The sequence below is a fragment of the Nocardia sp. NPDC004582 genome, assembly GCF_053602115.1.
Map to the genome: position 1 here is coordinate 63,834 of NZ_JBSGCY010000012.1, position 19,205 is coordinate 83,038.

Here is a 19,205-nt window from a genome sequence, read left to right on the forward strand (position 1 = left end):
CACCGCCACCGCTGGTCCACGCCGCCGCGGACCACGGGTCGAAGCCGCTGCCGCCGAACGGCTTCGGAACCGCGGCCTGCTCAGCCCCGATAGTGACGGTGGTCGGTCCCGAAATCGTCGGCGACCGTGGCCGCCAGCTCGACATAAGCGCGCTTGACGGGCTTGCTCAGCCGATGCAGATCGATCTCCGCGCCCTCACCCAGGTGGGCGTCGTAGGGGATGATGTGGACCGCGCGGCAGCGGGACAGGAAGTAGTCGCGCAGCTGATTGATCCCGACATTCGGGGCGCCCGGGCGAGGCAGGTTGATCACCACCACCGCATTGCGGACCAGATGGTCGTGACCGTGCAGGGACAGCCAATCCAGCGTCGCCGCCGCACTGCGCGCGCCATCGATCGCCGACGACGAGATCAGCACCAGCGAATGCGCCAGATCCAGCACACCCGCCATCGCCGAATGCATCAGGCCGGTACCGCAGTCGGTGAGAATGATGTTGTAGAAGCGCTGCAGGATGCGCGCCACCGCGCGATACTCCTCCTCGCTGAACGCCTCCGACGCCGCCGGATCCCGCTCACTGGCCAGCACCTCCAACCGGCTGCTGCCCTGCGAGGTGTGCCGGCGCACATCCGAGTACCGCTGAATACGCTCGTCCAGCAACAGATCCCGCACCGTCGACCGGGTCTGCAACGGCACCCGCTGCGACAGGGTCCCGAAGTCCGGATTCGCGTCCACCGCGATCACCCGGTCCCCGCGAATCGACGAGAAGATCGAACCCAGGCCCATGGTGGTCGTCGTCTTGCCGACGCCGCCCTTCAGCGACAACACCGCGATCCGGTAATCACCGCGCACCGGCTGCCGAATCCGCGCCACCAACTCCTGCAGCCGGCGTTCTTCCGCCGACATACCGGGATTGATCGCGCCACCCGACATGTGATGCACGGCCCGCCGCCACCCCGAACCCGGAGCCTTCTTCGCCCGGCGCAACGGCACATCATCCAACGACGGCGCGGGACCACCGCCATACCCGGCCGGACCCCGAACCCCCTGCGGCGGCCCGGCCTGAGCCGGAGCTCCGTACTGGCCGGGCGCACCGAATCCGGGCTGCACGGAACTCATCCCGTACTGCCCGGGCACATGGCCCCCCGGCTGCGCGTTCACCTCACCCCAGACGGGTGCGTCCGGACCGGGCTGCCCCGGGAAACCGGGCGCCGCGGCCGGACCGGGCTGACCCGGCACGCCCGACGGACCAGGCCCACCCGGGTAGCCCTGCTCCGGCCCCGGTGCGGCCCAAGGCATCTGCCCACCCTGCGGGCCACCGGCCCCGGGACCCCAAGGCGCCTGCGCCGCACCGTCGCCCGGCATACCCATCCCGGGCTGCACCATCCCGTCGGCCTGCGGCCCGTTCAGTCCGGCGGCCGCGGCCACGGACATCGCGGCATTCGACCACGGGTTCGCGTCCAGCCCAACCCCATCCGGCCCCGAGGCGGCCGAGTGCGGCTCGACCTGCCCTGACGGGAAGCCCAGGGGTGGAGTCGCCAGCCCGGAATCCGGCTGCGCCGCGCTGACCGGGTGCCGGCCACTGAGACCTGCGGCCGCGGCCTCGGACAGCGGCGCGTTCGCCCACGGATTCGCGTCCAGGTCCTCGGGATCCGCCGCTTCCGGCCCGTCCGCCGAGCGGCCCTGCCCGGCAGGGAACCCCGGAAGCATGCCTGGAATACCGGAACCATCCCCGGTGGGAGCGCCCGAATGCGGCCCGGCCTCGGCCTGCGGTCCGTTCGCCCACGGATTCAGCTGCGGCGGAACAGGACCGCCGGGAAACCCCGGGCTCGGCTGCATCGGCGGAACACCGGAGACGGGCGCCGGCGGCACACCCTGCGCGCCGGGGAATGGGAAAGGCCCCGGTGCCGGCGGCAGCCCCTGCCCACCAGGAAAGGTTCCCGGAGCGGGCGGCAGATTCTGCCCGCCGGGGAACGATCCTGGCCCGGGTGACAGGTGCCCGGCGGCGTTGGACTGGTGTGGGTTGGGCCCCTGCGGACCATCCGGGATCTGCGGCAGCGGACCGGAACCCGGTGCGAAAACACCAGGCGGTGCCGGCGGAATGTCCGTGCGCGGGTCGGCGGGCGGCGGGTTTTGCCCGCCGGGGACCGGTGCCGACGGCAACTGCTGACCAGCCTCGGCGGACAGCTGATGGCCGCCTGGGATCTGCGGCAGCGAGTCCGGACCCGGCGCGGAAGCCCCGGGCGGTGCCGGCGGAATGTCCGTGCGCGGGTCGGCGGGCGGCAGGTCCTGTCCGCCTGGGAACGGCCCCGGTGCAGGCGGCAAGTCTTGACCGGCGTCGGCGGTCTGCTGCGGGACGGCCGGGATCTGCGGTAGCGGGCCGGAATCCGGTGCTGAAACTTCAGGCGGCGCGGGTGGGATGGTGAGGGATGGGTCGGCGGGCGGGACGTCCGCCGCGCGGTGGCGGCCCGGCGTCATCGCCTGATCGAAGTCGTCCTCGGAGTCCGGGGTCTCGCCGGGAGCGGCCTCGAGTTCGGCCAGTTCGGCGTCGAGCAGTTCGTGTGCGGCGGCGGTCGTATTCGGCACCGGAGGAGCGTCATTGCCGGTGGCCGGGCGGTCGGCCGCGGTCGGTCGGGGAGCGCCCGGAACCGGGAGTGGCTCCGGTCCGCTTGTGGTGGAGCCCGTTTCAGGGGCAGGCGGCAGCGGTCGTCGGGTCGTCGGGTCGGCGGGCGCGATGATGCCGGAACCGGTCGCGTCCAGATCGCCCGGAGCCGGCGGCAGCGGCGGCTGCGACATCTTGGGGGTGACTTCGGGATCGGCCGCGAGCGGGTCTGCCTCCGGGCCGCCGTCGGACAGTTCACCGGGGGCCGGGGGCAGCGGCGGACGCGCGGTGCGAACTACGGGATCGCTTGCCGTGGAGGCCATTTCGCTCGGAGACGGCGGCAGTGGCATCCGTGTGGTCGGGTCCGCTGGGCGCCGGGCGGGAAGGGCGGCGTCAGGGTTTCCCTCGGCCGGCGTGCCCGCGAGGGACGCGCCTGCGGGCTGCGCACCGATCGGCGCTGCCGCGGAAGGCGTCGGGGGCGCGGACAACCGCGGGCCCTGCGGTGGCGTCAGCGGAGCCGAAGAAGGACCGGGCTGAGCGGGTTCGGGCGCAGTGGGCGGCTGAGTGGGGTCACCGACGAGTCTCGGTGGTTGGCCGGGTGCGATGGGTCGGCCATTCGGCGGAACCGATTCCGCACCTTGGTTATTCGCGGGTTTCCCGGCGTCCCGACCGGCCTGCTGAGCTGCGCTCTGCCCGTTGGGCGGCTCAGCGCTTGGGGCCTGGCCGACCGGAGTGAAGGGCGATCGGCCATTGGGCTGAGAAGCCTGCGGCGCCTCGCCGACGGGTGTCGGGCCGTTGGGCTGCGGTGGCTGCTGCATCTGGCCGGCGGGCGGCTGTGTGAACGGCGATTGGCCATGGAGCTGGGGAGCCCGCGACGTCTCTCCGGCGGGTGTCGGGCTATTGGGCCGCTGTGTCTGGCCGGCGGGCGGCTGTGTGAAGGGCGACTGGCCATGGGGCTGCGGAGCCTGCGGGGCCTGGCCGTTCGGGTGCTGGGGGGCCGGGTTCTGGCCGATGGGGTGGCGGCCGGAGGGGGAGGGCGGCGGGGTCGGCTGGGCGCCGTTGAGCTGCGTGCCGTTCGAGGGGAGGTTGAAGTGGGTGCCGGGGTCGCGGGTCGGCATCGGGGTGGGCGGAGTCGGCTGCTGGGTGCGCGGCTCTGCGGGACCGGATGGGGGAGCGGACGCGGGTCCCGGGGTGCGGGGGAGGGGAGCCGCCGGTTCGGGGGCCGAGTCCTTGCGGGGTTTGCGGCGGCCGAAGAGGCGGCGGCCGCCCTTCTCCTCGGGGATGAGGTCGTCCTGGGGGAGGTTCTCGACGGGGGCTTCGTATCCGGTGTCGGTGACGTCGCTCTCGGAGAGCCAGGGCGGGAGCATCGGGAGTCCGTCGTTCTCGCGACTCACATCTACCCCCGGGTGCCTCGATCTATCGTGCAGGACACGGCGTAGTTTAGCGATTCCCGGGGACCGCGCGCCCGGCGTGTACCGGCCGCCGGCGGCCGGACGCGGCCCGCGTGACCGGGGAGGGGCATGTCACGGCACCCGTATTTGGCCGGATCTGGGGCGACGGGTAAAGTAGGTCGCTGGTGACTTACATAGTGGCTGTGGCATGTCTTCGTGCCGCCTCCAGTGAGTATGTCACCGGGTTGGCCACAGTGCACCAGCAATCCATCGGTGCGCCTGCGAAACTCATGGCCGACCTGCCGTAATGAGCTTGAACCAACCAGGTTCAGCCTAACCGGGATCGCGGAGGATATGGCGAAGAAGGAAGGGGCCATCGAGGTCGAGGGCCGGGTTATCGAGCCGTTGCCCAATGCGATGTTCCGGATCGAGCTGGAGAACGGGCACAAGGTTCTGGCCCACATCAGCGGCAAGATGCGGCAGCACTACATCCGCATCCTGCCCGAGGACCGCGTCGTCGTGGAGCTCTCGCCCTACGACTTGACCCGCGGCCGCATCGTCTACCGCTACAAGTGAGTCGCTCCCCGCGGAGCGCGAAGACTTCCGGGACGATATGTCCCGGGTTTCCCCGGTCGAACTGACCGGGGAAAAACTGTGTTCACGGCCAGTGAACACCAACCCAGATTGGATCTGACGTGAAGGTTCAGCCGTCCGTCAAGCCGATCTGCGAGAAGTGCAAGGTGATCCGCCGTCACGGTCGGGTCATGGTGATCTGCGAGAACCTGCGCCACAAGCAGCGTCAGGGCTGATCTCCGCCAAGCACCGAACGCAGTTCGGATTGGCAATAAGAAGCACTCCCAGCGCCAGTCGCCGTCGCCGAGTCCCGTAGGGGACGGATGGCGGCCTACCCCCGGTACGGAGGCCGGGGCCCCACTCACGAGGGGACGGCCAGGGAGCAGACCTCCGCAAAAGTAAGGAAACGCCAACCATGGCACGTCTGATGGGCGTCGACCTCCCGCGCGAAAAGCGCATGGAGATCGCGCTGACCTACATCTTCGGCATCGGCCGTACCCGCGCCAAGGAGATCCTCGCGGAGACGGGCGTCAGCCCGGACCTGCGGTCGAAGGACCTCAGCGATGACGACCTGACCAAGCTCCGCGACTTCATCGAAGCGCAGGACTTCAAGGTCGAGGGTGACCTGCGCCGCGAGGTGCAGGCCGACATTCGTCGCAAGATCGAGATCGGCTGCTACCAGGGCATCCGCCACCGTCGTGGCCTGCCCGTGCGTGGCCAGCGGACCAAGACCAACGCCCGCACGCGCAAGGGTCCGAAGAAGACCGTCGCCGGCAAGAAGAAGTAGGGATAGCGCATGCCTCCGAAGAGCCGGGCCTCGGGCCCGAAGAAGACTCAGAAAGCGCGTCGCCGGGATAAGAAGAACATCCCGCACGGCCACGCTCACATCAAGAGCACGTTCAACAACACGATCGTGTCCATCACCGACCCCGAGGGCAACGTCATCTCCTGGGCGTCCTCCGGCCACGTCGGTTTCAAGGGCTCGCGTAAGTCGACTCCGTTCGCCGCTCAGCTCGCCGCCGAGAACGCTGCCCGCAAGGCGCAGGAGAACGGCGTCAAGAAGGTCGACGTCTTCGTGAAGGGCCCGGGTTCGGGCCGCGAGACCGCGATCCGTTCCCTCCAGGCCGCGGGCCTCGAGGTCGGCACGATCTCCGATGTCACTCCGCAGCCGCACAACGGCTGCCGTCCGCCCAAGCGGCGTCGCGTCTAGCGGGAAAGGAAGAGTAGAAAAATGGCTCGTTATACCGGCCCTATCACCCGCAAGTCGCGTCGTCTGCGTGTCGACCTCGTTGGAGGCGACCAGGCGTTCGAGCGTCGTCCTTACCCGCCGGGCCAGCACGGCCGCGCGCGGATCAAGGAATCCGAGTACCTCATGCAGCTGCAGGAGAAGCAGAAGGCTCGCTTCTCGTACGGCGTCATGGAGAAGCAGTTCCGCAAGTACTACGAAGAGGCGAACCGCCAGAAGGGCAAGACCGGCGACAACCTGCTGCGTCTGCTCGAGTCCCGGCTGGACAACGTCGTGTACCGCGCCGGTCTGGCCCGTACCCGTCGTGGCGCTCGTCAGCTGGTCTCGCACGGCCACTTCACCGTCAACGGTGTGAAGGTGGACGTGCCGAGCTTCCAGGTCTCGCAGTACGACATCATCGATGTCAAGCCGAAGTCGCTGGCCATGTACCCCTTCCAGGTGGCGCGTGAGACCGTCGGCGATCGCCCGATCCCGGGCTGGCTGCAGGTCGTTCCCGGCCGTCTGCGGATCCTGGTGCACCAGCTCCCCGAGCGTGCGCAGATCGATGTTCCGCTGCAGGAACAGCTGATCGTCGAGTTCTACTCGAAGTAATAGGTGCGCGTACGCGTGCCGCTGGTTGTGGCCCTGCTCAGTTCGACAAGCACAGGGTCAGGGCCACAACAGCTCCCAAATAGTGGGCGTCAAATAGTGGGCGTCCGAAGGAGGAAGAAATGCTGATTTCACAGCGACCGACGCTGACCGAAGAGGTCGTGTCCGAGAACCGGTCGCGGTTCACCATCGAACCGCTGGAGCCGGGTTTCGGTTACACCCTCGGCAACTCGCTGCGGCGCACCCTGCTCTCGAGCATTCCGGGTGCCGCGGTTACCAGCATCCGTATCGACGGCGTGCTGCACGAGTTCACCACCGTCCCGGGCGTGAAGGAGGATGTCACCGACATCATCCTGAACCTCAAGGGCCTGGTCGTGTCGTCCGAAGAGGACGAGCCGGTCACCATGTACGTGCGCAAGCAGGGCCCGGGCACCGTCACCGCCGGTGACATCGTCCCCCCGGCGGGCGTGACCGTGCACAACCCGGACATGCACATCGCCACCCTGAACGACAAGGGCAAGCTGGAGATCGAGCTCGTGGTCGAGCGCGGTCGCGGCTACGTCCCGGCCGTGCAGAACAAGGCGTCGGGTGCGGAAATCGGCCGGATTCCGGTGGACTCGATCTACTCGCCGGTTCTGAAGGTGACCTACAAGGTCGAGGCCACCCGTGTCGAGCAGCGCACCGACTTCGACCGGCTCATCCTGGATGTCGAGACCAAGAACTCGATCTCCGCGCGGGATGCGCTGGCGTCGGCGGGCAAGACCCTGGTCGAGCTGTTCGGTCTCGCGCGCGAGCTGAACATCGAGGCCGAGGGCATCGAGATCGGCCCGAGCCCGGCCGAGGCGGACCACATCGCCTCGTTCGGCCTGCCGATCGAGGACCTGGATCTCACCGTTCGGTCGTACAACTGCCTCAAGCGTGAGGGTGTGCACACCGTCGGCGAGCTGGTCGCCCGCACCGAGTCGGACCTGCTGGACATCCGCAACTTCGGTCAGAAGTCCATCGACGAGGTCAAGGTCAAGCTGCACTCGCTCGGCCTGTCCCTCAAGGACTCCCCGGCTTCCTTCGATCCGTCCTCCGTCGTCGGCTACGACGCGGCCAGCGGCACCTGGAGCGACAGCGGCTCGTTCAGCGACACCGACAACGGCGAGCAGGACTACGCCGAGACCGAACAGCTTTAGGCGGCTCGGGGCCAGCGCCCCGGATCTGCCTTAGACACAGGAGATTCCAACCATGCCCAAGCCCAAGAAGGGTGCCCGCTTCGGCGGGTCGGCGTCGCACCAGAAGGCGATCTTCGCCAACCTGGCGACGGCGCTCTTCGAACACGGTCGTATCACGACCACCGAGGCCAAGGCCAAGGCGCTGCGCCCCTACGCCGAGAAGCTCGTGACCAAGGCGAAGGGCGGCACCCTGGCCGACCGTCGCGAGGTCATGAAGGTGATCCGTAGCAAGGACATCGTCCACGCGCTCTTCGCCGAGATCGGTCCCTCGTTCGAGGGCCGCGACGGTGGCTACACCCGCATCATCAAGACCATCCCCCGCAAGGGTGACAACGCTCCGATGGCGATCATCGAGCTGGTCCGCGAGAAGACCGTGACCAACGAGGCCGATCGTGCCCGTCGAGTCGCCGCTTCGCAGAAGGCCACCGAGGCTCCGGCCGAGGCCAAGGCCGAAGAGGCTGCCGCCGAGGCTCCGGCCGCTGAGGCTGCCGAGGAGAAGGCCGCGGAGTAATACTCCGGGTCCTTCGGACCAACGAGGGGTTTCCGGGGCTTCCCCTGAAACCCCGAAGGTGGACATCCCATGAGTGAGCCCGCCGTCCCCTCCGGGTCGGCGGGCTTTCTCCATGTTAACCAGGAGATCGCTGTGACCGTGGAGGATCCGACGCCCGAACCGGTTTCGATTCGGGTACGGCTGGACATCAGTTACGACGGCACCGATTTCACCGGCTGGGCCCGTCAGCCCGGCCTGCGCACCGTGCAGGGCGTGCTGGAGGACGCGCTGTCCAAGGTGCAGCGCGAACCCATTCAGCTCACCGTGGCCGGACGCACCGACGCCGGCGTGCACGCGGAAGGCCAAGTCGCGCACTTCGATACCCACACCGAGGTGGACGGCCCCAAGCTGGTGCACCGGCTGGCCCGCTTCCTGCCCAAGGACGTGCGGGTCAAGCAGGCCCGGCTCGCCCCGCCGGACTTCGACGCCCGCTTCTCGGCGATCCGCCGGCACTACGCCTACCGTCTGACCACCGCGCCCTACGGTGCCGAGCCGCTGCAGGCCCGCGGCGTGGTGCCCTGCCGTCCCGGCCCGGACGTCGAGGCCATGCGCGAGGCCTCCCGAAAGCTGTTGGGCCTGCACGATTTCGCCGCTTTCTGCCGTCGCCGCGAGGGCGCGACCACCATTCGTGAGCTGCAGCGCTTCGACTGGGTCCAGGACGGGGATCTGCTGACCGCCTATGTCAGCGCGGACGCGTTCTGCTGGTCCATGGTCCGCAGCCTGGTCGGCGGAGTGCTGGCCGTCGGCGAGGGCCGCCGCACGCCCGACTGGATCGGCGGACTGCTGAACGAGCGCGAACGGGCCAGCGCGGTGACCGTGGCCCCGGCCCACGGGCTGTCGCTGATCGCCGTCGACTATCCGGCCGACGCTGATCTGGCCGCCCGCAATATCCAGACGCGCGAGGTTCGCACCGTTCCCGGTCCCGTGGGCGGCGGCGCCGATCCCGAGGGCTGCTGCGGGGACTGACCCCGCTTCCGGCGTGCCGCCCGCTCGGCGCGCCGTCTGATGTCACCGGCCCCACCCGGTTTCTTCCGCACCCGCGACCACGCTTCCGTCGAGGTCGCGGGTGAAATGCCGCGCGCGCGATCGCGGATCGGTCGCGCGGATGAAAGTGCAAGTCCGGTATGAAGATTCGCTGTGCGAGTTGCGGGCAATGCGCCAATTCGGGCGGTGGGGTGAAAGTTGGATGTTGTTAAGGGAATTCGGGGATCGGGCCGGGTACGGGATGCGAGAATCGGGCAATGAGGGGCGGCGTCGAGCCCTCGGTGATGGAGGTTCGCTCCACACCGGAGGTTTCGCAGCAGGAGACTTTCGAGGAATGGGAGGCCGTGGTCGCGGCGGCCTACGTTCCGCTGGTGGTGACACCGGTGGTGCGGTCGGGGGAATTCCGGGCGCGCATCGTGCAATCGCGATTCGACGGCATCGATGTGTCGATGGTGACCGCGAGCGGGCAGCATCTGAGCCGAATACCGCAACTCATCCACGATCCCGAGGAACCGGTGCTGTTCGCCTGCGTGACCACGCACGGTCACGGCTGGCTGGAGCAGGACGGGCGGGTGGGGGAGCTGGCTGACGGCGGGCTCACCCTGCACGTCAGTTCCCGGCCCTTCAGCGCGCATTTCGAGCAGTCCTGGGGTGTGGTGGCGGTGCAGGTGCCGCTGGCCGAGGTGGTCTGCGCGTCGGGTGTGCCGGCCGACCGGATGCCGACCGCGGTGCGCTTCCCGCCCGAGGGCGCGGCCGGGATCGTGGGCCGCTTCTTCTGCGGCATGGCGCAATTGCAGTACACCGCACCGGAACAGGCCGCGGTGCTGGCCAAACACGGTACGGGCCTGCTGGCCTCGGTGGTGCAGCTGGCCGCGGGCGACCTGCCGCGCGACGAGCCCGCGCACGCGTTGGCCAAACAGCGTGCGCTGGCGTTCATTCAGCGGCATTACGCCGATCCCGAGCTCACCATCGATCAGGTGGCGGGCGCGTGTTCGGTGTCGCGGCGCACCCTGTACCGCCTGTTCGAGCAGGGCGAGGACGGGGTGGCGGCCATGTTGCGGCGGATGCGGGTGGAGCGGGCGCTGTCGTTGATCCGGACCGATCCGACGCGGCCGCTGTTGTCGGTGGCGCGGTCGGCGGGGTTCGTGTCCGAGCGGCAGTTCTATCGGGCCTTCAAACGCGAAACCGGTATGACCCCTGGCGAATTCCGGACTCATCATGCCTGATCAGGAGGTGTTTCACGGCTGACCTGAATGGGCAGTGAGCTGGCACGGGTGGGCAGTCACAGGGGCGCGGCGACGCGGCATACTGGTGACGCGCCGCCCGGTCGCCGCCTCGAGCCGCCGGTGACCGGGCCGGCGAGCTCATGGAGCAATCGGGCTGGTTGGTCTGTTTTGTCGGATCAGTCGGCTTCATTCCCATTCTCCCGGCGGCCGCTAGTGGAATGATGCAGGTGTGGGTACCGCTTCCACGGCCAGCGCCGAAGTCCGTACGACCTCAGAGGTTTCCGCGCGGCAAGCCTTCGAGCAGTGGGAGGCCCTCGTCGCCGACGCCGTGCTGCCCTCGATCGTCGAACCGATCGGCACCGGACCCTGGCACGGCAAACTCCGCTATACCCAGTTCGATCGGTCCAGTCTCACGCTGATGACCTCCAGCGCCCAGCGGGTGGTCCGCACCAAGCGTCAGCTCGAGCAGGCCGCCGGAGACTTCCTGCTGGTGAACATCGTGGTCGAGGGCTCGAACTGGACCTCGCAGAGCGGCCGGATCACCGAGGGCGGGGCCGGGACCATCGCCTTCTATGACAGCGCCCGCCCGATCGAGAGCCGGACCACCGAGAACGCGGTCTCCACCATCGTGCGCGCGCCCCTGGGAGAGGTGCTCGACCACGCCGGTCTGGTGCGCGACGAGCTGCCCATCGCCCAGGCGATGCCCGTCACCGGGGCCATGGGCGTGGTGGCCGATTTCTTCCGGGGGATGGCCAGGCTCGGCGCGGACGGAACCGGCCGTGCGGCAGACGTTCTCGAATCGCAGGTCACCTCGATGCTCTCGTCGGCGTTGCTGCTGGCCAACGGGCATTCCGTGCCCGGGCCCGCCGACTCGGTCTTCACCCGCCAGCAGGTGCTGGCCGTGCTGCGGCAGCGCTACACCGATCCGGACCTGACCGTCGACGAGGTGGCGCACGCCTGCCTGGTCTCGCGGCGCACCCTCTACCGGGTCTGCGAGGAGATCGGCGGTCCGGCCGCGCTGGTGCGGCAGATGCGGGTCGAGCACGCCCGCAGACTGTTGCGGGCCGACCCGGCCCGGCCGCTCTCGGCGATCGCGGCGGCATCCGGTTTCGCCACGGACCGGCACTTCTACCGGGCATTTCGCCAGGAAACCGGCGTGACGCCGGGGCAATTCCGGTCGCAATTGGACACAGGCACGCGTCGTCGGTAGCTCGGCACGGTATGTCGCTGTGACCGGCTGGCGTTCGGCGAAGGGTGATTGCACATCATCCGATCCGTCGAAGGAGCCGAGGTGCCCACGAAGGTGCGAGTCGCGGCTGTCCAAGCCGAGCCGCGATGGCTGGATCTGCCCGCCGGGGTCGGGCAGGCCATCGGGCTGATCGAGGACGCGGCCGCGGGCGGTGCGCAGCTGGTGGCCTTCCCCGAGACCTTCCTCCCCGGCTATCCGTGGTGGCTGTGGCTGGAATCGGTGAGCTGGGGCGAGGGCTTCTTCGCGCGCTATCGCACCAATTCGATGACGGTGGGGCGCACCGAGTTCCGGCGCATCGCCGATGCCGCGCGCCGGCATCGCATCCATGTGCTGCTCGGCTTCAGTGAACGCTGTGGCAGCGCGCTGTACATGTCCCAGTGCCTGATCGATGACCGAGGGGTACTGCTCGGAGTCCGCCGCAAGCCCGAGCTGACGCCGTTGGAGCACCAGATCTTCCGCTCCGGCGAGCCCGGCGAGTCGCAGGTCTTCCGCACCGGCATCGGCCGCATCGCGGTGCAGGGCGGCTCCGAGCAGTTGCATCTGCCCGCGCGGCCGGAGCTGGAGCGCACCGGGGCGCAGATCCATGTGGTGTCCTGGCCGGGTTTCATCGTGGCGCGGGACGTGGATTGGGGCGTGCGGGTGAACAACGCGGCCACGCTCTGGTACGCCGTGGTCGGGCAGTTGAACGTGATCGCGGCGTGCTCGGTGATGGATGTGGCGGGCAGCGAGAGCCGCCGGGGTGCGGAGCCGGCCAAGCAGCTGGTGCCGGGGCCGGGCGGGCACGCGCGCATCTTCGCGCCGGGTGGTGAGGAACTGGCGTCACCGCTGGGCGGGCACGAACAGGGTTTGCTGTACGCCGATCTGGAACTCGATCTGAGCTTCGAGTCCGCCGCCTGATTCGAATCCCGGTTCTACCGGTTACTGGTTCGTACCAGTTCGGTCCATTGGCTGGAATTCGTTCGATCTGACACACTCTCCCCAGTATTCGGCCGTATACGTGGCCGCCATTGTCATCGAGGGATGGGGAGTGGAAGGGTTACCACCGGTCAACCGGATCGAGGTTCGCTCCGGCCAGGAACAGACGTCGACGGAGGCATTCGAGCGCTGGGAGGCGCAGGTGAGCGCCTCTTACGTACCGCTGGCGGTTGAACCTATACCGAGTGGTCGCTTTATAGGTTATATAGAATCCGCGAGCTACGGCGACATGGATGTGTCGGTAATCGGATCGACGCCGCAAGTCATTCGCCGCACCGGCGGGCTCATCGGCCGCAGCGCCGACGAATATCTGCTCGCGAGTATTCCGACCGTCGGCACCGCGCGCTTGTGCCAGGACGATCGGGTCGCCGATGTCGGGCCCGGCGGAATCGTGTTCTACGACAGCACCCGTCCCTATCGGTGGGATGCGCCGGAGCGGTTCGAACAAGTCGTGGTACAGGTCCCGCTCAGCCGACTACGCGAACGCTACGGCATCGACAGTCTCGAATTGCCCACTGCGACAGTATTTTCGGCGAAAACCGCGCCCGGACTCGTGGGCAGTTTCTTTCGCGGGCTGGCCGAATTGCAGCACACCGATCCCGCGAGCGCCGCGCTATTGTCCGCTCCCGGAATGGATCTGCTGGCCGCGGCCGCGATCGCGGCGTCCGGTCGCGCGCCGCATGACCAGTCGGCGGACGCGCTCAATCGGCAGCGGGTCCTGAACTACATGCGCGACCACTGCGCCGATCCCGATCTCGGAGTCGACCGAATCGCCGAGGGCTGCAGAATGTCTCGGCGTACGCTGTATCGAGTGTTCGGTGAGTTCGAGGGCGGACCGGGAACGGTGTTGCGCCGCATGCGCATCGAACGTGCTTGCGACCTACTGAGAAATGCGCCACAGTTGCCGCTTTCGGCGGTGGCGAAAGCGGCGGGATTCCTCACGGAGCGTAGCTTCTATCGAAGCTTCCGTCTGGAAATGGGCACAACTCCGGGAGCATTCCGCACGCTGGCATGATCAGTCGGTCATTCGGCACTCGTCGCCATTGTTCGGCCACCAATTGTTGGCAAGGCTGCTGTTGCATGAGGGAAAAGCGATGAGGACTACGGTGCGAGTCGCCGCCGTCCAGGCCGAACCCAGCTGGCTGCGACTCTCCGACGGTGTCGATCAGGTCGTCGAACTGATCCGGGCGGCAGCGGTACAGGGCGCGCGGCTGGTCGCATTCCCGGAGGCGTTTCTCCCGGGTTATCCGTGGTGGCGCTGGATCGATACCAATCAGTGGAATGTCGAATACTCGACCAGATGCCGCGAGAATTCGATGACGCGGGACGGCGCGGAAATGCGCGCGATCACCGCTGCCGCCGCCGCGCATGACATTCACGTCGTACTCGGATTCGGTGAGCGCCAGGAACGCCGAATCTATATGTCACAGGCCGTGATCGACGATTCCGGGCAGTTGCTGTCGGTCCGCCGCAAGGCCGGCCTGAACAGCGTGGAACGCAAGATATTCGCCTCCGGAACCCCGAATCTGCCTGCGGTGCACCACACTCCGATCGGCAAGTACGGCGCGCTGTCCGGGCAGGAGAACCAGCGGCCGCTGCTCACCCGTGCACTGCGCGCCGACGAGGAACAGATCCATGTGGCCGCCTGGCCCGGCAGTCCCGACGGCGACGCGGTCGGACCGGATTCGAGCACCACGCTCAGCCGCATGTACGCGCTCGAGGTCGGCGCGTACGTGATCGCACCCACCGCAGTGATCGGTGACGCCGCGTTCGGCGGCGTGGGCAGCGCGCGGCACCACGGCGGACCCACCGGATGCGCCCGCATCTACGGCGCCGACGGCGGCGAAGTGGTCACCCCGCTCGCGGAGGGCGAGGAGGGCATTCTCTACGCCGACCTCGAGATCGCCGTGACGCTTGCCGACAACCAGCCGTGCGATTCCGTCCGCACCACCCGCGACCGCAAGGACAACACCCGCAAGGACAGTGCTCCCACCCGGCGCGGCTCTCGTCGCGTCGCCGCGGGCTGGCAGTCCGGCCCGGACCGCTGGGCCCTGCCGACGACGTCCCTGAACGCCTACCCCGGCGGCACCGCGGCCTGCTGAGTCGGCGACTGGCGCGGCCCGCTGACTGGAGCGGCTCGCGCGGCCTGCTGGGGCGAGCGGCTGGCGTGGTCTCCGTCGGGCGGGGCCGCTGGGTAGCGCGGCGGGGCGCCCGCGGAGTCGGCGGCGTGAAAGGGGTTTCAGGGGAAGCCCCTGAGAGCTACGGGAGTTGCTAACTCCGCACCAGGCGCGCGATGGCGTCGGTGGCTTCCTTGATCTTGGCCTCGGCCTCGGGGCCGCCGGCGACGGCCGCGTCGACCACGCAGTGGCTGATGTGATCCTCGAGCAGGCCCATGGCGACCGCCTGCAGCGCTTTGGTCATGGCCGACACCTGGGTGAGGATGTCGATGCAGTACTTCTCCTCCTCGACCATCCGCTGCAGGCCGCGGGCCTGGCCTTCGATGCGGCGCAGGCGCTTGAGGTAGTCGTCCTTGGCGGTGATGTAGCCGTGCGAGGCGGTGTCGTGGCAGGACTCGGCGGTGTCGTGCCCGGCGGCGTCCTGGGTCGCGATCTTGTCGTTGGTCACCTGCGCTGTCCTCACTCCCGGGGGAAATACCCCCCTAGGGTACATGCTTCGCCCTGCTACCACCACTCACGGCCGCGTGCGCAAGAATCGGGGCATGAGTTCGGACGCACGGGCAACGCTCGCCATCATCGGAGGCAGCGGCTTCTACGACTTCTTCGGCGATGACGCGACCACGGTCGAGATCGAGACCCCCTACGGCGCGCCCAGCGCGCCCATCACGATCGGTCAGGTGGAGGGGCGCTCGGTGGCGTTCCTGCCCCGGCACGGTCGCAAACACGAGTTCTCGCCGCACACCGTGCCCTACCGCGCCAATATGTGGGCGCTGCGCACCCTGGGCGTGCGTCGCATCTTCGGCCCGTGCGCGGTCGGCAGCCTGCGCGCCGACTGGGGGCCGGGCACCATCGCGGTGCCGGACCAGCTGGTGGACCGCACCTCCGGTCGCGCCCAGACCTTCTACGACGCCGGCGGCGTGCACGTGTCCTTCGCCGACCCGTACTGCGAGGAGCTGCGCACCGCCGCCATCGCCTCGGTCGGCGACGATCTGCCCGCGCACGACCACGGCACCATGGTCGTGGTGGAGGGCCCGCGCTTCTCGACCCGCGCAGAGAGCCGCTGGTTCGCCGGGCAGGGCTGGGAGCTGGTCAATATGACCGGGCACCCGGAGGCCGTACTCGCCCGTGAACTCGAGATGTGCTACTCCGCAATCGCTCTGGTGACCGACCTGGACGCCGGGCTGGAGTCGGGCGAGGGCGTCAGCGCCGCCGACGTGTTCGCCGAGTTCGAGCGCAACCTGGTGCCCTTCAAGGCCATGGTGCGCCGTGCCGTCGCCGCCGTCGAGGGCGACGACACCTGCGACAAGTGCCGTGTGCTGACCGGCACCGGCGTGCAGCTCCCGTTCGAGCTGCCCTGATCCGAGCCCGGCCGTAGCGGCCGGTCGCGCGTGATCGCCGCCCGAGCGACCGGGGTACTGCGTTGTACCCCGCGGTGCGTCATTGCACCTGCTCGTGGCGGCGTTCGCGGGTAGCCTTCGGTTGCCGCACAACGTCTATCCATCAATAGGCCTTCGGGTTACGTCCGGCCATGCCCTAGGCTGGATTCATGAATGCGGGCGGTCGTGACCCCCTGCGTGTCCTGGTGACCGGGGCGGCCGGTTACCTGGGCTCCCATGTCCATCGGGCCCTGCTGGCCGCGGGGCACGAGGTCATCGCCATCGACGCCCTGCTCGAGACCGTGCACGGTCCGAATCCCGTTGTTCCCGAGCATGTCTCGCGGGTCGACATCCGTGATCAGGGTGCGCTGGAACCCCTGCTGGCCGGTGTGGACGTGGTCTGCCATCTCGCGACGGCGGTGCCGCTGCCGCAGGTGCGCGGCGCGATCGAGCCGGCGCGCGGCGATCCCTCCAATCCGGCTGCCCCGCAGGATGTTCCGCATTCGAGACGGGTGGCCGGGGACGGGCAGCGCGGGCGTGAGGACTCCGGGCACGGGGCCGGGCGCTGCGTGCGCGCCCCGGTCGGCGCGGGCCGCGGCGGCACCGAGCGGCCGGGTGCGGAGGGTATGCGCTGGGCCGCGCTCTACGCCGCGCACAATGACGTCGGCACCGCCGTACTGCTGGCCGCCATGGAACGCGAGGGGGTGCCTCGCCTGGTGCTCGGGTCCTCGGTGGCCGTATACGGTGAGGGCCGGTACCGGGGGCTGCGCAGCGGGCCGTTCTATCCGGGCCTGCGGCGGCGCGGGGATCTGGACCGGGGGTTGTTCGATCATCGCGCGCCGCGTTCCGGGGAAGTGCTGACCTGGGAGCCGATGGGGGAGGATGCCCCACTGCGGCCCCGGAGCGCTTACGCCGCAAGCAAAGTCGCGCAGGAGCATTACGCGCTGGCCTGGGTGGCCAATACCGGTGGCCATGCCGCGGTGCTGCGTTATCACAATCTCTACGGCGATCCGGTGGCCGACGGACGGCGGGTGCGGTCCGCGGAAACCGGTGTGGTGGCGCGCTTCCGGGCCGAACTGGCGGCGGGCCGGCCGCCGCGGGTGTTCGAGGACGGCGGGCAGGTCCGCGACTTCATGCACGTGCGCGACGCGGCGCTGGCGACGGTGGCCGCGGTGGAACGCCCGATGCCCGGGTTCGTGCCGTTGAACATCGCCTCGGGGCGGCCGCTGACGCTGTGGGAGGTGGCCTCGACCATGGCCAAGGCCGTGGACGGGCCGGCGCCGGTGGTGACCGGGCAGTGCCGGGTCACCGATGTCCGGCATGTGGTCGCGCACCCGGAAAGAGCCCGGCACGCCCTGGATTTCACGGCTCCCACCACCCCCGCCAAGGGACTCGCGGAGTACGCCGCGCGTGGCGCGGGGCGGCGCTGACCGAGCCCGATAGGCTCACCGCATGGACACCCCGCTGCGGCTCGAGGTCATCGTCGCCAGTGTGCGGCCCAAGCGGTTCGCGCCGGTGGTCGCGGACTGGTTCCTGCGCCGGGCGCGGGCGGACGCCGCGTTCGAGGTGGGGGTGATCGATCTGATGGACACCCCGCTGCCGGTGGATCTCACCGAGACCGACGAGGTGCGGGCCTTCCAGCGGCGGGTCGAGGCCGCCGACGCGTTCGTGGCGGTCACCTCCGAGTACAACCACGGCTATCCGGCGTCGTTGAAGACCGCCTTCGACAGTGTGAAGCGCGAATGGCGTGGCAAGCCCATCGGTTTCGTGAGTTACGGCGGCCTGTCCGGCGGCCTGCGCGCGGTGGAGCAGCTGCGGCAGGTGGTCGCCGAGATCCACATGGTCTCGGTGCGGGAGACGGTCAGTTTCCATGAGGCCAAACGCAAGTTCGACGCGGACGGGGAGACCCGGGACGGGGCCGCGCTCGATGCCGCGGATCGCATGCTGCGTCAACTCGCCTGGTGGGCGACGGCTGTGCGTGCCGCCCGCGCCACGAACCCCTACCCGGGGAGCTGACGGGCGCTACGGCGTGACGGCGGCCGCCGCCCCGGGCAGGCCGAGGTAGGCGGACTCGCGGGGGATGGAGACCAGAGTCAGCGAAACCTCGGTGGCGCCGGTGCGCAGGATGATTCGGTTCCCGGCGGACCCCGGCTGGTGGATGGACAGGTCGGGCGCGGCGCCGGGCCAGCCGAGCGGGTCGTCGGTCAAGTAGATGGTGGTCAGGCCCGCGTGCGGGGCCGGTGCGAGGACTCCGTCGACCATGGTGGCCGTGAAATCGGCGTCGGACTGATGGGTTTCGACGGCGAGGGTCAGGCGTTCCGGATCGCCGATGGCGGTGACCAGCCGCCGCCAGGCCTCGGGACGGTCGGTGCGGATCAGGACGCGTTCGCCCACGGCCAGGGCGCGGAAGATCAACTGCCGCGCGAGATACAGCTCGCCCGCCACGTACACGCTCGAAATGCCCTGGCCCACCAGGCGAATGGCGACACCATTGCCGTCGTCGTCGGAACCGAGCAGCTGCCCGCAGCCCGCCGAGGGCAGATGCAGCGCGCCGAGCGCGCCGATGTCGCGGAGTTCGGCGGGCACCGTGTCGTCCAGGCCGGGCACCGCGAACGGCAGGTGGGCGAGCAGACTCTCGCGGTGGCGGCCGTTCATGGAGATCATGTGCCGCCGCACGGGTTCCTCGGGCAGTTCCCGGGTGGTGAGCCGCCAGGCCGCACCGATGCGCACGGTGCCGGTGCCGCGGCCCGGGCGCAGTCTCACGGCCACCGTGGTGCCGTGCGAGGCGGGGACCCAGAGCTGGGCGAGCAGGTCCGAGTCCAGCCGCCGGGGGTCCACCGCGGCTCCGATGTTCACACTGTCGCCGAGTTCGGCGTACCGCCAATGCTGGGTCAGGGCTTCGGGATCCACGCCCGCGGTGACCCGCAGGGCGGCCTGCCGGATCTCGGGTGCGGTGAGCAGGCGGGCCGAGCAGCCGCCGTCCTCGAGGACGCGCACCACGCGTTCGGTGGCGATGGTGACCGCGCGGCACGCGCCGGGCAGGCCGCCGCCG

The 19,205-nt window shown here is 69.3% G+C and carries 19 protein-coding genes; 16 read left to right on the top strand and 3 right to left on the bottom strand.

Annotated elements, in window-relative coordinates; translation table 11 throughout:
* Positions 1 to 80 precede the first annotated feature (80 nt).
* A complete protein-coding gene (locus ACWELJ_RS06245; RefSeq protein WP_452365124.1) occupies positions 81 to 1,382 on the bottom strand; it encodes a MinD/ParA family ATP-binding protein in 1,302 nt (433 codons plus the stop codon).
* A gap of 2,961 nt (positions 1,383 to 4,343) precedes the next feature.
* On the opposite strand from ACWELJ_RS06245, the gene infA reads away from it, so the two are divergent.
* The 13 genes from infA (at position 4,344) to ACWELJ_RS06310 (ending at position 14,702) form a co-directional block, all read left to right on the top strand.
* A complete protein-coding gene (gene infA, locus ACWELJ_RS06250; RefSeq protein WP_040804562.1) occupies positions 4,344 to 4,565 on the top strand; it encodes a translation initiation factor IF-1 in 222 nt (73 codons plus the stop codon).
* Positions 4,566 to 4,684: 119 nt separating this feature from the next.
* On the top strand, positions 4,685 to 4,798 hold the full coding sequence (gene rpmJ / locus ACWELJ_RS06255) for a 50S ribosomal protein L36 (RefSeq protein ID WP_033085975.1): 114 nt from the start codon (positions 4,685 to 4,687) through the stop codon (positions 4,796 to 4,798).
* Between the two features lie 179 nt (positions 4,799 to 4,977).
* A complete protein-coding gene (gene rpsM, locus ACWELJ_RS06260) occupies positions 4,978 to 5,349 on the top strand; it encodes a 30S ribosomal protein S13 (RefSeq protein WP_326309472.1) in 372 nt (123 codons plus the stop codon).
* A gap of 9 nt (positions 5,350 to 5,358) precedes the next feature.
* Positions 5,359 to 5,772, top strand: a complete 414-nt coding sequence (gene rpsK, locus ACWELJ_RS06265) for a 30S ribosomal protein S11 (protein ID WP_213557959.1) — start codon at positions 5,359 to 5,361, stop codon at positions 5,770 to 5,772.
* Positions 5,773 to 5,793: 21 nt separating this feature from the next.
* The gene (gene rpsD, locus ACWELJ_RS06270) at positions 5,794 to 6,399 is read left to right on the top strand and encodes a 30S ribosomal protein S4 (RefSeq protein WP_452365111.1); all 606 of its coding nucleotides are present in this window, start codon (positions 5,794 to 5,796) and stop codon (positions 6,397 to 6,399) included.
* A gap of 119 nt (positions 6,400 to 6,518) precedes the next feature.
* Positions 6,519 to 7,577, top strand: coding sequence for a DNA-directed RNA polymerase subunit alpha (locus ACWELJ_RS06275; protein ID WP_379280322.1), 1,059 nt, complete (start codon positions 6,519 to 6,521; stop codon positions 7,575 to 7,577).
* Between the two features lie 52 nt (positions 7,578 to 7,629).
* The gene (rplQ, locus tag ACWELJ_RS06280) at positions 7,630 to 8,127 is read left to right on the top strand and encodes a 50S ribosomal protein L17 (RefSeq protein ID WP_452365112.1); all 498 of its coding nucleotides are present in this window, start codon (positions 7,630 to 7,632) and stop codon (positions 8,125 to 8,127) included.
* A gap of 69 nt (positions 8,128 to 8,196) precedes the next feature.
* Positions 8,197 to 9,132, top strand: a complete 936-nt coding sequence (truA, locus tag ACWELJ_RS06285; protein WP_452365113.1) for a tRNA pseudouridine(38-40) synthase TruA — start codon at positions 8,197 to 8,199, stop codon at positions 9,130 to 9,132.
* Between the two features lie 275 nt (positions 9,133 to 9,407).
* On the top strand, positions 9,408 to 10,376 hold the full coding sequence (locus ACWELJ_RS06290) for a helix-turn-helix domain-containing protein (protein ID WP_452365114.1): 969 nt from the start codon (positions 9,408 to 9,410) through the stop codon (positions 10,374 to 10,376).
* Positions 10,377 to 10,605: 229 nt separating this feature from the next.
* On the top strand, positions 10,606 to 11,586 hold the full coding sequence (locus tag ACWELJ_RS06295; RefSeq protein WP_452365115.1) for an AraC family transcriptional regulator: 981 nt from the start codon (positions 10,606 to 10,608) through the stop codon (positions 11,584 to 11,586).
* Positions 11,587 to 11,667: 81 nt separating this feature from the next.
* The gene (locus tag ACWELJ_RS06300) at positions 11,668 to 12,522 is read left to right on the top strand and encodes a nitrilase-related carbon-nitrogen hydrolase (RefSeq protein ID WP_452365116.1); all 855 of its coding nucleotides are present in this window, start codon (positions 11,668 to 11,670) and stop codon (positions 12,520 to 12,522) included.
* A 100-nt stretch (positions 12,523 to 12,622) separates the two neighbouring features.
* Complete coding sequence (locus ACWELJ_RS06305) at positions 12,623 to 13,615, top strand: AraC family transcriptional regulator (RefSeq protein WP_452365117.1); 993 nt, start codon at positions 12,623 to 12,625, stop codon at positions 13,613 to 13,615.
* 79 nt (positions 13,616 to 13,694) lie between these two features.
* A complete protein-coding gene (locus ACWELJ_RS06310) occupies positions 13,695 to 14,702 on the top strand; it encodes a nitrilase-related carbon-nitrogen hydrolase (protein ID WP_452365118.1) in 1,008 nt (335 codons plus the stop codon).
* A 169-nt stretch (positions 14,703 to 14,871) separates the two neighbouring features.
* On the opposite strand, the gene ACWELJ_RS06315 is transcribed toward ACWELJ_RS06310, so the two are convergent.
* Positions 14,872 to 15,225 carry a metal-sensitive transcriptional regulator gene (locus ACWELJ_RS06315; RefSeq protein WP_379105240.1) on the bottom strand — a complete coding sequence of 118 codons (354 nt, stop codon included), beginning with the start codon at positions 15,223 to 15,225 and terminating at the stop codon, positions 14,872 to 14,874.
* Between the two features lie 94 nt (positions 15,226 to 15,319).
* On the opposite strand from ACWELJ_RS06315, the gene ACWELJ_RS06320 reads away from it, so the two are divergent.
* The 3 genes from ACWELJ_RS06320 (at position 15,320) to ACWELJ_RS06330 (ending at position 18,169) form a co-directional block, all read left to right on the top strand.
* Positions 15,320 to 16,135 carry an S-methyl-5'-thioadenosine phosphorylase gene (locus tag ACWELJ_RS06320; protein ID WP_452365119.1) on the top strand — a complete coding sequence of 272 codons (816 nt, stop codon included), beginning with the start codon at positions 15,320 to 15,322 and terminating at the stop codon, positions 16,133 to 16,135.
* Between the two features lie 188 nt (positions 16,136 to 16,323).
* Entirely contained in the window at positions 16,324 to 17,583 is a 1,260-nt protein-coding gene (locus tag ACWELJ_RS06325) for an NAD-dependent epimerase/dehydratase family protein (RefSeq protein ID WP_452365120.1), read from the top strand.
* A gap of 22 nt (positions 17,584 to 17,605) precedes the next feature.
* On the top strand, positions 17,606 to 18,169 hold the full coding sequence (locus ACWELJ_RS06330; RefSeq protein WP_452365121.1) for an NADPH-dependent FMN reductase: 564 nt from the start codon (positions 17,606 to 17,608) through the stop codon (positions 18,167 to 18,169).
* 6 nt (positions 18,170 to 18,175) lie between these two features.
* On the opposite strand, the gene ACWELJ_RS06335 is transcribed toward ACWELJ_RS06330, so the two are convergent.
* Positions 18,176 to 19,205 (bottom strand): type VII secretion protein EccE (locus ACWELJ_RS06335; RefSeq protein WP_452365122.1); only part of this gene is annotated, 1,030 nt, incomplete at its 5' end.

Coding starts and splice junctions, on each gene's coding strand:
- ACWELJ_RS06310 (WP_452365118.1), top strand. CDS start 13,695: ATGAGGACTACGGTGCGAGTCGCCGCCGTCCAGGCCGAACCCAGCTGG.
- rpsD (WP_452365111.1), top strand. CDS start 5,794: ATGGCTCGTTATACCGGCCCTATCACCCGCAAGTCGCGTCGTCTGCGT.
- ACWELJ_RS06275 (WP_379280322.1), top strand. CDS start 6,519: ATGCTGATTTCACAGCGACCGACGCTGACCGAAGAGGTCGTGTCCGAG.
- infA (WP_040804562.1), top strand. CDS start 4,344: ATGGCGAAGAAGGAAGGGGCCATCGAGGTCGAGGGCCGGGTTATCGAG.
- rpsM (WP_326309472.1), top strand. CDS start 4,978: ATGGCACGTCTGATGGGCGTCGACCTCCCGCGCGAAAAGCGCATGGAG.
- ACWELJ_RS06325 (WP_452365120.1), top strand. CDS start 16,324: ATGAATGCGGGCGGTCGTGACCCCCTGCGTGTCCTGGTGACCGGGGCG.
- ACWELJ_RS06320 (WP_452365119.1), top strand. CDS start 15,320: ATGAGTTCGGACGCACGGGCAACGCTCGCCATCATCGGAGGCAGCGGC.
- ACWELJ_RS06330 (WP_452365121.1), top strand. CDS start 17,606: ATGGACACCCCGCTGCGGCTCGAGGTCATCGTCGCCAGTGTGCGGCCC.
- truA (WP_452365113.1), top strand. CDS start 8,197: ATGAGTGAGCCCGCCGTCCCCTCCGGGTCGGCGGGCTTTCTCCATGTT.
- rpsK (WP_213557959.1), top strand. CDS start 5,359: ATGCCTCCGAAGAGCCGGGCCTCGGGCCCGAAGAAGACTCAGAAAGCG.
- ACWELJ_RS06245 (WP_452365124.1), bottom strand. CDS start 1,382: ATGGTGCAGCCCGGGATGGGTATGCCGGGCGACGGTGCGGCGCAGGCG.
- ACWELJ_RS06290 (WP_452365114.1), top strand. CDS start 9,408: ATGAGGGGCGGCGTCGAGCCCTCGGTGATGGAGGTTCGCTCCACACCG.
- rplQ (WP_452365112.1), top strand. CDS start 7,630: ATGCCCAAGCCCAAGAAGGGTGCCCGCTTCGGCGGGTCGGCGTCGCAC.